Genomic DNA, 13,778 nt, shown 5'->3' with positions numbered 1-13,778 from the left:
TCAGAACGGCGGATCGCCCGCCACGGCCGCGGCCGCCGGCTCGCGCGCCGGTGCCGGGACGGCGCCGAAAGCGGTCGCATCGCCGCCTTTCAGCTCGCCGCCCAGCGCCTCGATCAGCGCCGGCAGCAGGCGCTGCAGTTCGCCGGTCATCAACGCGAAACCGGCATCGAACAGCGCGCGCGCGTCCTCCGCGCCCTGCTGGTCGAGGTTCTCCTTGACCACGTCGAGGAAGTCGAGGCGCTTGACCTCGAGCTTCTCGGTCAGCACGAAGCTCACGCGGTCGTCGAAGGTCAGCGCGAGGCGCGTCGGCAGCTTGCCGGCAGTCAGGTGGCCGCGTACCTCGTCGCCTTCGAGCGGATGGCGCACGTAGCGCACCGCGGCCTTGTCCTCGCTTACCGAACGCAGCTCGCAGTCCTGGTCGATCGTGAAGCCGGCGGGCGCCTCGCCGCCCGCGAGCCAGTCGGCCATCGCGCTGGTCGGCGACAGCTCGGTGCGCAGCAGCGCGAGCGGCAGGGTGTCCAGGGTCTGGCGCAATACCTCCAGGACGTCCTCTGCACGGGCCTGGCTGGGCGCATCGATGCCCAGCCACCCCCCGACCGGGTCGATCCACGCAAAGGCCTTCCTACGCCGCGTAAACGCGCGCGGCAGCAATTCCTGCAAAACCTGCTCGCGCAGATCCTTCATCTGCTTGCGCCCGGGCTTGTAGCCCTGCTGCTCGGCCAGCGCCTCGGCGCGTTCCTCGGCCTCCTGCTTGACCACCGACGAGGGCAGCAGACGGTTCTCCACGCCCAGCGCGATCAGCCACTGGCCGCCGACCTGGTGCACGAGAAATTCGTCCCCGGTCGGCGACAGCCAGCCGCGGGTCTCCTGGTCCTGGCTGCCGCAGGGCTGGAAGCGCTTCTTCGCGAGCTGGTCCTCGAGGGTTGCGGCCGTCATCGTCCAGCCGACGGGAAGGCGATAGATCTGCAGGTTCTTGAACCACATGGGGAATTCTTCCGTGTTGCGGGTTATCGGGGAAATGCGCGGGAAATCCGGGCCGCTGCGGGGGAAAGTCCCGCAGGCGGTGCCGGCGTGCGGGCTACTGGATGCGGCCCGACTCGGCGATCATGCGGATCACGCGCAGCGTGTCCACGTCGGACTGGTGGTAGGCCGACTTGACGTATTCGACATAGGCGACGTCGTCGCCGGTGCTCTGCTCGGTGAGCGTCGTGCGGTAGTGGAAGCGCAGCACCATCGTCTCGGGCGCCGGTTCCTCGATGCCGATCGTGAGGCTGCCGCCGGCGTGCGTCGCGGTGCGCTCGGTGTCGAAACGCACCCATTCCATCGGCTGCAGCGTCACGCGGTCGCGGATCACCGCGCTGCCGAACCTGAGCTCGCGCACCAGCTCGGTGTCGCTGCGCGACAGGATTGTGCACGCCTCCAGCCCGGGCAGGAAAGGGCGCGAATCCTCGGCCCGGCACAGCAGGCCGAACCACAGCTCCTCGCGCGACAGCGGCGCGATGAGGGGATTGTCCGGGTCATTGACGACCAGCAGATGTTCGAAATTCAACAGCGGGCTCCGTGGGCGGGGCAATGCTCAGGGCGACTATGGTACTCGCCCGATAGCCTCCCGCGTGTTTCGGTTAGCATCCGCCCCATGCAGATCGAACGAATACTCCATTCCCAGGGGTTCGGCAGCCGCAAGGAATGCCGCGCCCTGATCCGTGCCGGCCTGGTCGCTGTCGCAGGCCGGATCCTCGACAATCCCGCCGAAGACTTCGTGCCTGCGGACCTCGAATTCAGCGTCGACGGCGAAGCCTGGACCTATCGCGAAAAAGCCTACCTGATGCTGCACAAACCCGCCGGGTACGAGTGCTCGCGCCAGCCCCAGTTCCACCCCTCGGTGTTCGCGCTGCTGCCCGACATGCTGGCGAACCGCGACGCGCAGTGCGTCGGCCGCCTCGACCAGGACACCACCGGCCTGCTGCTGCTGTCGGACGACGGCCAGTTCATCCACCGCTGGAGCTCGGGCAAGAAGCGCACGCCCAAGGTGTACGAAGTCACGACGAAGCACCCGGTCGACGATGCGCTGATCGCGGCACTGCTCGCCGGCGTCGAACTCATCGACGAGCCCGCGCCGATCGCGGCGGCGGCCTGCGCGAAAACGGGGGAGCGGAGTCTACGGCTCACGATCACCGAAGGCAAGTACCACCAGGTGAAGCGCATGCTGGCCGCGGCCGGCAACCGCGTCGAGGCCCTGCATCGCAGTGTCGTCGGCGGGCTGGCCCTGCCCGCAGAGCTCGCTGCGGGCGAATGGTGCTGGCTCGACGACGCCGATCTCGCCCGCCTCGCCGCCTATTCCGAAGAAGACTGAAACACCGGCCCGCACCGGGCCATCCCCTGCACGGGCTGCGTCCGCGGCCTTGTTCCGAACCGTGCATCCCTCCTGAAACCCGCTCCCTTCTTCACAGGGGAGCGTCCTTCCCGTTGCCCCGCGGGTTGACGCTTTGTTCTTCTGTTTTTCTTTTAATTTAAAAGATAAAGAAGAAGATAGGCGGCCGTTTTCTGTGGATAAGCCTGCGAGCCCCTCTGTTCACGCGGGTTTCGGCGCGGTAGAACCCCGTAGACAAGTGCCCGGTTCACCTGTGCGCCGAATGTGACCCGATTTGGCGGTCGGGGATTTTCCGGTCCTTTCCCACAAAGTCTCCCTCTGCTCCTCCACGGATTTATCCACCGGAGTCCCCTCGCGGGTCCGCCGGCGTTGCATGCCAACCTGCGGCTTCGGCGTTCCAGGATGTCGCGATTTCGTCGGGCGGATCAGTCGAAGGCCTCGTTCGGCAACTGCACGACCGGATGCGAGTCGTCCTCCAACGCCCTTCGGCGGGAGGCGCTGCGCTTTGCCGCCCGACCCGAAATCGTGCGATTCCTTGCCCTTGTAGCCGCCTGCGGCGCCGAAGGTTTTGCTTTTTGTATTTGGTTTTAAATTAAAAGATAAAGATATATATAGTGTCGCCTTTTCTGTGGATAAGTCTGCCTTCGCCAGTGCCCGCAGGTCATCCGGCATGGTAAAAGTCCGTAGACAAGTACCCCGTTCACCTGTGTGCCGAATGTGTCCGGTTTTTCGCTTCGTCGCAATACAGGCCTTTTCCCACAAAGCATTCCCGCGTTTCCCCCGCACTTGTCCACTGCCATGAGCCTTTCCGACGCCGCACCTGCCTTCGACTGGGACATCTTCTGCCGGGTTGTGGATAACTTCGGGGATATCGGCGTCTGCTGGCGGCTGGCCAAGGCGCTGGCGCACGACCACGGCTGCGCGGTCAGGCTGTGGGTGGACGACTGGGCGACCTTCGCGCGCCTGTGTCCGGCCGCGCGGGACGCCCGGGACGGGCTGCGCGCGGAGGGCGTCGACGTGCGGCGCTGGTGCGAGCCCTTTCCCCGCGTGCGGCCGGCGCGGGCGGTCGTCGAGGCCTTCGCGTGCGAGCCGCCCGAGTGCTACGTCGAGGCGATGGCGGCGTGCGCGCCGCGGCCGCAGTGGATCAACCTCGAGTACCTGTCGGCCGAGGACTGGGTCGAGGGCTGCCACGGGCTGGCGTCGCCGCATCCGCGCCTGCCGCTGGCGAAGCGCTTCTGCTTTCCCGGCTTCACCGCGCGTACCGGCGGGCTGCTGCGCGAGCGGGGGCTGATCGCCGCGCGCGAGCGCTTCCAGGCGGATGCCGCGGCGCAACGCGAGTGGCTCGCCGGGCTGGGTCTCCCGGCAGTGCCCGAGGGCGCGCGGCTCGTGTCGCTGTTCGCGTACGAGCAGCCGGGCCTGCCCGCGCTGCTGCAGCGCTGGGCCGAGGCGCCGCAGCCGACCGTGCTGCTGGTGCCCGAAGGCCGCGTGCTGGGCGACGTGCTGCGCTTCTTCGGCCGCGGCGACGGGCGCCCCGGCGACATGCTCGCCGCCGGCCGGCTCACGACCGTGATCCTGCCTTTCCTCGCCAGCGCCGACTACGACCGCCTGCTGTGGGCCTGCGACCTCAACTTCGTGCGCGGCGAGGACTCCTTCGTGCGCGCGCAGTGGGCCGCACGGCCTTTCGTGTGGCACATCTACGAGCAGGACGAGGCCGTGCATCACGACAAGCTCGAGGCCTTCGTCGCGCGTTTCGTCGCCGGACTGGACGGCGAGGCGGCCGCGGCGCTGCGCGCGTTCTGGCTGGCGTGGAACGGCGCGGGCGATGCCGCGGCGGCCTGGCCCGCCTTCGAAGCCGCGCTGGCCCGGCTCGCCCCGCACGTGTGCCGCTGGTCGGATGAACTCGCGCGTTTTCAGGATCTTGCGTCGACCCTGGTGCAATTTTCGGCGCCCGCGGTAAAATAGCGGGTTTTTAAAATTGTGCGGTCAACCTGTCCGCGCCCGATCTACACCAGGAAACAGCATGAAAACCGCACAGGAACTCCGCTCCGGCAACGTCATCATGGTCGGCACCGACGCGCTGGTCGTCCAGAAAGCCGAATACAACAAGTCCGGCCGCAACGCCGCGGTCGTGAAGATGAAGCTCAAGAACCTGCTCACCGGCGCGCCGTCGGAGTCGGTGTACAAGGCCGACGACAAGTTCGAAGTCGTCCAGCTCGACCGCAAGGAAGTGACCTTCTCCTACTTCGCCGACCCGATGTACGTGTTCATGGACGCCGACTACGAGCAGTACGAAGTCGAAGCCGAGAACATGACCGACGCGCTGAAGTACCTCGAAGACGGCCTCGCCTGCGAAGTCGTGTTCTACAACGGCAAGGCGATCTCGGTCGAACTGCCGAACTCGGTCGTGCGTGAGGTGGTCTACACTGAACCCGCCGTGAAGGGCGATACCTCGGGCAAGGTGATGAAGCCCGCCAAGCTCGCAACCGGCTTCGAACTGCCGGTGCCGGCTTTCGTCGAAATCGGTGACAAGATCGAGATCGACACCCGCACCGACGAGTACAAGAACCGCGTGAAGTAATCCGCGCGTTCCCGCGTTGCGACCGGAAGGGCCCGCCCAGTGCGGGCCCTTCGTCATTTCGGCATCCCGCATTGCGCCGGCATGTTCGCCTTGAACTTTCCGCTGCCGGCGATATCTTGAGAGCACCTGTCCCCGGGAGCCCAACATGAAGAAGACCCTGCTCGTCATCCTGATCGCAAGCCTGTCCGCCGGCCTCGCCGCCTGTGGCCGCGACAAGCCGGCCGATAAGGCCGGCACTGCCGCCGGCGAAGCCGTTCAGGCGGCGAAGGAATCCGCCGAAAAGGCGGGCGAGGCCGCGCAGAAGGCCGGCGAGGCGGCTTCCGCCGCGGCCGAGGCGGTGACCGAGAAGGCGAAGGAAGGCGTCGAGAAGGGCAGGGAGGCCGCGGCCGAAGCGGGACAGGTGGTCAAGGAAAAGGCCGCCGAGGCGAAGGAAGCGACCGGCATCGCGGCGCAGAAGGCCCTCGACGCTGCGCGCGGCACCGGCGAAAAACTCAAGGAAGCCGCGGAGAAGGGCAAAGAGGCGATCGAAAAGGAAACCAGGTAAACGATGTCCGACCGCATCCGCATCTTCGGCGCGCGCCAGAACAACCTCAAGAACCTCTCGCTCGACATCGCGCTGAACGAGCTGACGGTCGTCACCGGCGTCTCCGGCTCCGGCAAATCCTCGCTGGTCTTCGACACGCTGTACGCCGAAGGCCAGCGCCGCTACGTCGAGACCTTCTCGCCCTACGCGCGGCAGTTCCTCGACCGCATGGACAAGCCCCAGGTCGACCGCATCGAAGGCGTGCCGCCGGCGATCGCGATCGACCAGACCAACCCGGTGCGCACCTCGCGCTCCACGGTCGGCACGATGACCGAGCTGACCGACCACTTCAAGCTGCTGTACGCCCGCGCGTCCAAACTCTATTGCCGCGGCTGCGGCCAGGAAGTGCGCCGCGACGATCCTGACAGCATCCACGCGGCGCTCGCCGAACGCTGCGCGACGGACGATCCGCGCCTCGTGCTGACGTTCGCGGTGCCGGTGCCGAAGAACTTCACCGAAGACGAAGTCACGCAGCTGCTCAACCAGCAGGGTTACACGCGCATCCATGCGCGCGAATCGACCGAGAGCGGCGACCTGCTGCACGTCGTGCAGGACCGCTTCCGCTTTTCGAACGCCGAACGCAGCCGCGTCAGCGAAGCGATCGAGACGGCGATGACCCACGGCCACGGCCGCCTCGCGGTGCGCGCGCAGGGGGAAGGCGATGAGACCGTCTGGCGCTTCTCGCGCGACCTGCACTGCGCTGACTGCGACATCCATTACTCCGACCCCACGCCGGGCCTCTTCTCGTTCAACTCGCCGATCGGCGCCTGCGACACCTGCCGCGGCTTCGGCCGCGTGATCGGCGTCGATTTTTCGCTGGTGATTCCCGACGAATCCAAGACGCTCGCCGAAGGTGCCGTGAAACCCTGGCAGACCGCGAGCTACCGCGAATGCCAGGACGACCTCGCGAAGATGGCGAAGAAGTACGGTGTCGCGATGGACGTGCCGGTGCGCGACCTGCCGCCGCAGCACCGCGCGTGGCTGCTCGAAGGCGATCCCGAGTGGAAGAGCTGGGAAGCTTCGTGGCCGCGCAAGTGGTACGGCGTGCGCCACTTCTTCGACTGGCTGGAGAGCAAGGCCTACAAGATGCACATCCGCGTGCTGCTGTCGCGCTACCGCAGCTACACGGAATGTCCGGCGTGCAAGGGCGCGAGACTCAAGCCCGAAGCCTTGCTCTGGCGCCTGGGCGAAAAAACAAACAACGAGACGGCGCAAGCCGACGAGAATCCCGAGACCCGAGCCGCCGACGCGGGGGCTTTCGGGGCGAGGCGTCCGCCACGCGTCCAACGAGCACCGGAAGCCCCCGCGGCGGCGGCGCATCGCAGCCCCGATCACGCCGCCGAAAAACCTGGATTGGCCATCCACGAACTGATGGCCCAACCGGTCAGCCGCGTGCGCGACTTCATCGCCCGCATCGAACTCCCGTCCGGCCTCGACGAAGCCACCGAACTCCTGCTCGGCGAGATCAAGAGCCGCCTCGACTACCTCGCCAACGTCGGCCTCGCCTACCTCACGCTCGACCGCCAGTCGCGCACGCTGTCCGGCGGCGAAGTCCAGCGCATCAACCTCACGACCGCGCTCGGCACCTCGCTCGTGAACACCCTGTTCGTCCTCGACGAACCCTCGATCGGCCTGCACCCGCGCGATATCGACCGCATCCTCGCGGTGATGACGCGGCTGCGCGACGCCGGCAACACCCTCGTCGTCGTCGAACATGACCCGCAGCTGATGTCCGCCGCCGACCGCCTGCTCGACATCGGCCCCGGCCCCGGCGAACGCGGCGGCGAGATCGTCGCCTACGCCCCACCCGCCGATCTCGCTGCCGACCCGGCCTCGCTCACCGGCGCCTACCTCGCCGGCAAAAAACGCGTCGACGCCGGCCGCAAGCCGCGCCCGGTCGACAAGGATGACCCCGTGCTGCGCCTCGTCGGTGCGCGCGAACACAACCTGCGCGAGCTCGACATCGAGATTCCGCTCGGCAAGCTGGTGTGCGTGTCCGGCGTCTCCGGCTCGGGCAAATCGACGCTGATCCAGGACGTGCTCTACCCCGCGCTCGCCAAACACTTCGGCCACGGCACCGAAGCCCCCGGCGCCTTCGCGCGCCTCGAAGGGCTGGAGCAGATTTCCGGCGTCGTGATGGTCGACCAGTCCGCGATCGGCAAGAGCGCACGCTCCAACCCGGTCAGCTACGTCGGTGCCTGGGACGCGATCCGCAGCCTGTTCGCGGCCCTGCCCGAAGCCAAGACCCGCGGCTACACCCCCGGCACCTTCAGCTTCAACTCCGGCACCGGCCGCTGCCCGACCTGCACCGGCTCCGGCTTCGAACACGTCGAGATGCAGTTCCTGTCCGACGTGTATCTGCGCTGCCCGGACTGCGACGGCAAGCGCTACCGGCCCGAAGTGCTGGAACTGACGTGGCGCGACAGGTCGGTGTCGGACGTGCTCGACATGACCGTGTCGGAAGCCCTCGCCTTCTTCGCCGACCAGCCTGCGGTGCAGGCCGCGCTCGCCCCGCTCGCCGACGTCGGCCTCGAATACCTGAAGCTCGGCCAGCCGGTGCCGACGCTGTCCGGCGGCGAAGCACAGCGCCTCAAGCTCGCCGGCCACCTCGCCGAAGCGGCGAAACTCTCCGGCAAGAAGTCGAAAGCCAAGGCCAACACCGGCCGCCTGCTCTTCCTCTTCGACGAACCCACGACCGGCCTGCACTTCGAGGACGTCGCAACCCTGCTGCGCGCCTTCGAAAAACTCCTCGACGCCGGCCACGCGCTGGTCGTCATCGAGCACAACCTCGACGTGCTGCTCGCCGCCGACTGGCTCATCGACCTCGGGCCCGAAGGCGGCGAGGACGGCGGCGAGCTGGTCGTCGCCGGCACGCCACCGACCGTGATGGCCTGCGCGGCGTCGCACACCGGCGTCGCGCTGCGCGCCTACGCGGAATCCCTCGGCAAGCCGACGACCGCGGTCGCCGAACCCGTCGCGCGCTACCGCCCCGTCGCCGCGCCGGCGATCGAGATCCGCCACGCGCGCGAGCACAACCTGAAGAACGTCAGCCTGACGATCCCGCGCGACCGCTTCACCGTCATCACCGGCCTCTCCGGCTCGGGCAAATCCACGCTCGCGTTCGACATCGTCTTCGGCGAAGGCCAGCGCCGCTACCTCGAATCGCTCAACGCCTACGCGCGCCAGTTCGTGCAGCCGGCGGCCCGCCCCGACGTCGATGCGCTGTTCGGCATTCCGCCGACGGTCGCGATCGAGCAGCGCGTCAGTCGGGGCGGCAGGAAGAGCACGGTCGGCACGCTGACCGAGATCCAGCCCTTCCTGCGCCTGCTGTACGTGAAGCTCGGCACGCAGTACTGCCCGAAGTGCGACGTGCCGGTGTCGCCGCAGAGTTTCGACGCGATCGCGGCGCAGATCCTGCGCGACTATCGTGGCGCGTCGGTCGAGTTGCTGGCCCCGCTGGTCACGAACCGCAAGGGCCTGTACACGGCGCTCGCGAAGTGGGCCAAGGGCAAGGGTTTTGCGCAACTGCGCGTCGACGGCGACTACCTCCCGACCGCCAAATGGCCGCGGCTGGACCGCTACGTCGAACACACGATCGAGCTGCCGGTCGGCATGGTCGTCGTCGGGCCCGAGCACGAGGCGGTGCTGCGTATGCAGCTCGCCGAAGCGCTCGAACACGGCAAGGGCGTCATCAAGGTGCTGGAGCTCGGCAAGGTCGGCGCGCAGCCGCACACCTTCTCGACGCTGCGCGCCTGCCCGTCCTGCGGCGACAGCTTCCCGGAACCCGATCCGCGTTTGTTCTCGTACAACGCCAAGCACGGCTGGTGCGAGAGCTGCTACGGCACCGGCCAGCGCACGATAGGCCGCGTCGAGGACGCGAACGAGCTGGATCTCGCCGAAACCGAACAGGTCACCGAAGAAGTCTGTCCGAGCTGCGACGGCGCGCGCCTGAATCCGGTCGCGCGCGCGGTGCGTTTCCGCGATCTCGGCATCCATGAACTGTCGGCGCAGCCAGTCGCGAAAGTCGCCGGCTTCTTCGACAGCCTGAAACTCGAAGGCCGCGAGACCGACATCGCGCGCGACCTCGTCAGCGAGATCCGCGGCCGCCTCGATTTCCTGCAGCAGGTCGGTCTCGCCTACCTCGCGCTCGATCGCGGCGCACCGACGCTCTCCGGCGGCGAAGCGCAGCGCATCCGCCTCGCCGCCCAGCTCGGCTCCAACCTGCGCGGCGTGTGCTACATCCTCGACGAACCGACGATTGGCCTGCACCCGCGCGACAACCGCATGCTGCTCGACACCCTCGAAGCGCTGCGCGACCGCGGCAACACGCTGCTGGTCGTCGAGCACGACGAGGACACCATCCGCCGCGCCGACCATGTCATCGATCTCGGCCCCGGCGCCGGCGTGCGCGGCGGCGAAGTGGTCGCCGAAGGCACCTTGCCCGACCTGATGGCGGCGCCGCAATCGGCGACCGGCGCCTGCTTCCGCGCGCCGCTGCAGCACCCGATGCGCCCGCCACTGGCGATCGTCGACGACCACCCTTTCCTCGTCGTGAAGAACGCCACGCTGCACAACCTGCGCTCGGTCGACGCACGCCTGCCGCTCGGGCGGCTCACGGTCGTCACCGGCGTGTCCGGCTCGGGGAAATCCACGCTCGCGCGCGACGTAATCCACGCGAGCCTGCACGCGCTGCTCGGCGACCCCGACGCGCAGCGCGCCCGCCGCCGCGGCGAAGCGCAGACCAGCGCGGCCGAGCCGGTCGGCTGCGAACGCATCGACGGCTGGCAGGCGGTCGGCCGCGTGCTCGAAGTCGACCAGACCCCGATCGGCAAGACGCCGCGTTCCTGTCCCGCGACCTACGTCGGCTTCTGGGACGCGATCCGCAAGCTCTTCGCCGAGACTTTCGAAGCGAAGACGCGCGGCTGGAACGCATCGCGCTTCTCCTTCAACACCGGCGCCGGACGCTGCCCGGTGTGCGAAGGCCAGGGGCAGACGACCGTCGAGATGAGCTTCCTGCCCGACGTGAAGCTGCCTTGCGATGCCTGCGGCGGCGCGCGTTTCAATCCCGAGACGCTCACCGTGCGCTGGCGCGACAGGACGGTCGCCGAAGTGCTCGCGATGCCGGTCGACGAGGCGGTCGACTTCTTCGCCGCGCATCCTTCGATCGCGCATCCGCTCGCGCTGCTGCAGGACGTCGGCCTCGGCTACCTCACGCTCGGCCAGCCCAGCCCGACGCTGTCCGGCGGCGAGGCGCAGCGCATCAAGCTTGTCACCGAGCTTGCGAAAGTGCGCGGCCGCGCCGGCGAGAGCGCGAAAACCGGCGGCCGTCCGCTGCCGCCCGAAAAGCACACGCTGTACGTGCTCGACGAGCCGACCGTGGGCCTGCACATGGCCGACGTCGACAAGCTGATCCGCGTGCTGCATCGCCTCGCGGACGCCGGCCACACCGTGCTCGCGATCGAGCACGACCTCGACGTGATGGCGGAGGCCGACTGGCTGCTCGACCTCGGCCCGGAAGGCGGTGACGGCGGCGGGCGCATCGTCGCGCAGGGGCCGGTCGCGGACGTGTGCGCGGCGCATGACTCGCACACCGCGACCATCCTCCGGGAATTTCTCGCGAGCCGTGCCGTTAAGGAGGAAGGTGTCCCCGCCGCGGCGCTGCGCGGCAAGGGAAGCGCGAAGAAGGCGCGGAAGGCCTCATGAGCGGACGGGATCCTGCTGTGCGATGTCCCCACGCGTCTCGCTCCCGTTCGGCCATGAGGACTCCCGCCTGGTAAGCGCCTGCGGATCCTCGCCGATTGACCCGCGTCAATGAACGCGCGCGCGCCGCGGACGATTCTTGCGGTCACGCAAGATCAAGGGGTGACGATGGCTGGTGCAGGATCCGGCGGCTTCCCGCGCGGCGATACGCGTGCCGTAAGGCTCTCGCGGCACGCTCGCCGCGCCTTCGTGCTCGTGGCAGCCCTCGCCGGCACGGCCTTCGCCGCGTCCGATCTCGCCGAACTCGGCGCCGCCCGCAGTGCCGTGCGCGCCGCGGACGGCCAGCCCGCGGTGGTGGTGCTGTGGACGCCCGGCTGCCTGGCCTGCCGCAAGTCGCTTGCCGAGCTGGAGCGCTTTACCGCGATCGCCGCGCCGGACGGGGTGGCCGTGCGCACGCTCGTGCCGGCGGCGCAGCATGCCGACGCCCGGCGCCTGCTCGCCGAGCGCGGCATCTCGCTGCACCTGGCAGCCGCCGACGACCAGTTGGACACCGCTTCGCAGCGCCTCCTGCTCGACAGCGCGCTTGCCTACGCGATCGACCGCGAAGGCCGGGTCGTCGCGACGCGCGGCGGCCTGCTTGCGGTGCGGGTTTTGCAAGGCTTGGCGCACGCCGCTCGGTCGCAGTGAGCGCGCGCACGCCCTGAACGCGGCCGGTTCACCCGTCCAGCTGTCCCCACGGCGGCAGCGGCGCCAGTAGCGCGTCCAGTTCGTCGAGCAATACCTTCACCTTCGGCAGGCGCGCCCGGCTCGGCATGTAGCAGGCATAGAGGTCGCGCCCGAAATCGATCAGCGGGCGGTAGTCGTGCAGCACCCGCTGCAGGCGTCCGTCCGCGAGTTCGCGGCAGCACAGGTAGGTCGGCAGGATCGCCAGACCGTGGCCGGCGAGCGCGGCGTCGAGGATGCTGCCGGCGTCGTTGAAGTGGATGCGGCTGCGCACCGGGATCGCGCATTCCTCGCCATGCCGGTCGGCCAGACGCCACACGCGGTTGTCGGATACCAGGAAGCTGAAGCACTGGTGATCCGCGAGCTCGCGCGGCGCCTTGGGGGTGCCGTGGCGGGCGAGGTAGTCCGGGGCCGCGCAGATGACGATTTCCATCGTGAAGATGCGCTTCGCGACGACGTCCTCGGGCGGGCTCTTGCAGAAGCGCAGCGCGAGGTCGATGCGGTCCTCGGCGAAGTCGACGAGGGCGTTCGTCAGGATCAGCTCGCAGTCGAGTTCGGGGTGGCGCTCGGTGAGCCGCGGCAGCAGCGGCGCGATCCACATGCGGCCGAAGACCACGCTCGCGCTGATGCGCAGCAGCCCGCTCGGCACGTCGCCGAGGTTGCGCACGGCGACTTCGGTCAGTTCGACCGACTCGAGCGCGCGCAGCGCGTGCTGGTGGAACACCTCGCCCGACGGGGTGAGGAAGAGCCTGCGCGTCGAGCGGTCGAACAGGCGCACGCCGAAGCGCCGCTCGAGTTCGGCGATCTGCTTGCTGACCTGCGCGCGCGTGCAATCGAGGCGTCGCGCGGCGGCGGCCATGCTGCCGCTCTCGACGACCTTCACGAACGCATCCCAGCTAGCCAGCCAGCTCATGTGTCAATCTCGGTTGTCAATATATTGTTGACGTACGGGCAACCATTATCGGCTTTTTGTTTCCGGATTAGTCGGTTAAATTGCGGCTCACATACGCTACGGTATCGATCATGCACACCTCCATCGCGCTTCCCGAAGCCTTCTTCGTGCCCCTCGGCGACGAGGCCTACCAGCCCACCGAGGCGACGATCGGCCCCTGGTCGGTTGAAAGCCAGCACGGCGGCCCGCCGATTGCGCTGCTCGCGCAGGCGCTGCGCCGCTTTCCGTCCGAGTTCGGGCTGGACATCGCGCGCATCACCTTCGAGATCCTCGGGCCGGTGCCGGTCGAGCCGTGCGAGCTGAAGGTGCGCGTGCTGCGCCCGGGCCGGCGCATCGAGCTGCTGCAGGGCGAGATGCTCGTGCGCGGCAAGCCCGTGCTGCTCGCCCATGCGTGGCGTGTCGAGCGCCTGCCCGAGAGCGCCGTCGCCGTCGCCGACCCCTTCACGGTGCCGCCGCTGCCCGAGGCGCAGGCGCAGGTCTTCTTCCACGGCGTCGATTACTTCCCCTACGCGGATGCGCTCGAATGGCGCTTCGCGGACGGCAGCTTCGTCGAACCGGGTCCGGCCACGGTGTTTGCGCGCCCGCGCATTCCGCTCGTCGCCGGCCGGCCCACCGACGGCATCGAGGCGCTGCTGCTGATCCTCGACTCGGCCAACGGCATCAGCGCCGAGCTCGACATCCGTCACTGGACCTTCGTGCCGGTCGACCTCACGCTCAACATGCACCGCCATCCGCAGGGCGAATGGTTCGGCATGGCGGCGCGCACCATCATCGATCCGGGCGGCATCGGCACCGTGACGACCGCGGTGTTCGATTCCGACGGCGCGCTCGGCCGCAGCCTGCACACGCTGTTCGTGCGCAAGAAGTAGTC

Annotated in this window: 10 protein-coding genes; 7 read left to right on the top strand and 3 right to left on the bottom strand. The window is 68.4% G+C overall.

The genetic code is table 11. The annotated features are described in order from the left end of the window. Together GPA22_RS02540 and GPA22_RS02535 are read right to left on the bottom strand one after the other, a co-directional pair. A complete protein-coding gene (locus tag GPA22_RS02540; RefSeq protein WP_169254528.1) occupies nucleotides 1–984 on the bottom strand; it encodes a recombination-associated protein RdgC in 984 nt (327 codons plus the stop codon). Between the two features lie 94 nt (nucleotides 985–1,078). Next, the gene (locus GPA22_RS02535) at nucleotides 1,079–1,549 is read right to left on the bottom strand and encodes an SRPBCC family protein (RefSeq protein ID WP_169254527.1); all 471 of its coding nucleotides are present in this window, start codon (nucleotides 1,547–1,549) and stop codon (nucleotides 1,079–1,081) included. Nucleotides 1,550–1,636: 87 nt separating this feature from the next. Between GPA22_RS02535 and GPA22_RS02530 the strand changes: the two genes are divergently transcribed. From GPA22_RS02530 to GPA22_RS02505, 6 genes are all read left to right on the top strand, one after another. Continuing rightward, nucleotides 1,637–2,353 (top strand): pseudouridine synthase, encoded by a 717-nt coding sequence (locus GPA22_RS02530; protein ID WP_211168884.1) that lies wholly within the window; start codon nucleotides 1,637–1,639, stop codon nucleotides 2,351–2,353. A gap of 816 nt (nucleotides 2,354–3,169) precedes the next feature. Then, a complete protein-coding gene (gene earP, locus GPA22_RS02525; RefSeq protein WP_169254526.1) occupies nucleotides 3,170–4,333 on the top strand; it encodes an elongation factor P maturation arginine rhamnosyltransferase EarP in 1,164 nt (387 codons plus the stop codon). Between the two features lie 58 nt (nucleotides 4,334–4,391). Further along, nucleotides 4,392–4,949 (top strand): elongation factor P, encoded by a 558-nt coding sequence (gene efp, locus GPA22_RS02520; RefSeq protein WP_169254525.1) that lies wholly within the window; start codon nucleotides 4,392–4,394, stop codon nucleotides 4,947–4,949. Nucleotides 4,950–5,094: 145 nt separating this feature from the next. Beyond that, nucleotides 5,095–5,493 (top strand): hypothetical protein, encoded by a 399-nt coding sequence (locus GPA22_RS02515; RefSeq protein WP_169254524.1) that lies wholly within the window; start codon nucleotides 5,095–5,097, stop codon nucleotides 5,491–5,493. A gap of 3 nt (nucleotides 5,494–5,496) precedes the next feature. Continuing rightward, entirely contained in the window at nucleotides 5,497–11,235 is a 5,739-nt protein-coding gene (locus GPA22_RS02510; protein ID WP_169254523.1) for an excinuclease ABC subunit UvrA, read from the top strand. Between the two features lie 165 nt (nucleotides 11,236–11,400). Then, complete coding sequence (locus tag GPA22_RS02505) at nucleotides 11,401–11,919, top strand: thioredoxin domain-containing protein (RefSeq protein WP_169254522.1); 519 nt, start codon at nucleotides 11,401–11,403, stop codon at nucleotides 11,917–11,919. Nucleotides 11,920–11,947: 28 nt separating this feature from the next. Here GPA22_RS02505 and GPA22_RS02500 read toward each other — a convergent pair whose 3' ends face one another. Further along, nucleotides 11,948–12,868 (bottom strand): LysR family transcriptional regulator, encoded by a 921-nt coding sequence (locus GPA22_RS02500; protein WP_169254521.1) that lies wholly within the window; start codon nucleotides 12,866–12,868, stop codon nucleotides 11,948–11,950. Nucleotides 12,869–12,978: 110 nt separating this feature from the next. Between GPA22_RS02500 and GPA22_RS02495 the strand changes: the two genes are divergently transcribed. Further along, nucleotides 12,979–13,776: a thioesterase family protein gene (locus GPA22_RS02495; protein WP_169254520.1), complete on the top strand. Its 798-nt coding sequence runs from the start codon at nucleotides 12,979–12,981 to the stop codon at nucleotides 13,774–13,776. Nucleotides 13,777–13,778: the final 2 nt, after the last annotated feature.

It is taken from the genome of Aromatoleum toluvorans (assembly GCF_012910905.1).
Taxonomy (GTDB): domain Bacteria; phylum Pseudomonadota; class Gammaproteobacteria; order Burkholderiales; family Rhodocyclaceae; genus Aromatoleum; species Aromatoleum toluvorans.
Note: the sequence above shows the minus strand (reverse complement) of the source record. Positions and strands in the feature narration are given on the sequence as shown.

Bases quoted from the DNA above. Each gene is read 5' to 3' on its own strand.
- GPA22_RS02495 (WP_169254520.1), top strand. From the start codon at position 12,979: ATGCACACCTCCATCGCGCTTCCCGAAGCCTTCTTCGTGCCCCTCGGC.
- efp (WP_169254525.1), top strand. From the start codon at position 4,392: ATGAAAACCGCACAGGAACTCCGCTCCGGCAACGTCATCATGGTCGGC.
- GPA22_RS02505 (WP_169254522.1), top strand. From the start codon at position 11,401: ATGGCTGGTGCAGGATCCGGCGGCTTCCCGCGCGGCGATACGCGTGCC.
- earP (WP_169254526.1), top strand. From the start codon at position 3,170: ATGAGCCTTTCCGACGCCGCACCTGCCTTCGACTGGGACATCTTCTGC.
- GPA22_RS02540 (WP_169254528.1), bottom strand. From the start codon at position 984: ATGTGGTTCAAGAACCTGCAGATCTATCGCCTTCCCGTCGGCTGGACG.
- GPA22_RS02500 (WP_169254521.1), bottom strand. From the start codon at position 12,868: ATGAGCTGGCTGGCTAGCTGGGATGCGTTCGTGAAGGTCGTCGAGAGC.
- GPA22_RS02510 (WP_169254523.1), top strand. From the start codon at position 5,497: ATGTCCGACCGCATCCGCATCTTCGGCGCGCGCCAGAACAACCTCAAG.
- GPA22_RS02515 (WP_169254524.1), top strand. From the start codon at position 5,095: ATGAAGAAGACCCTGCTCGTCATCCTGATCGCAAGCCTGTCCGCCGGC.
- GPA22_RS02530 (WP_211168884.1), top strand. From the start codon at position 1,637: ATGCAGATCGAACGAATACTCCATTCCCAGGGGTTCGGCAGCCGCAAG.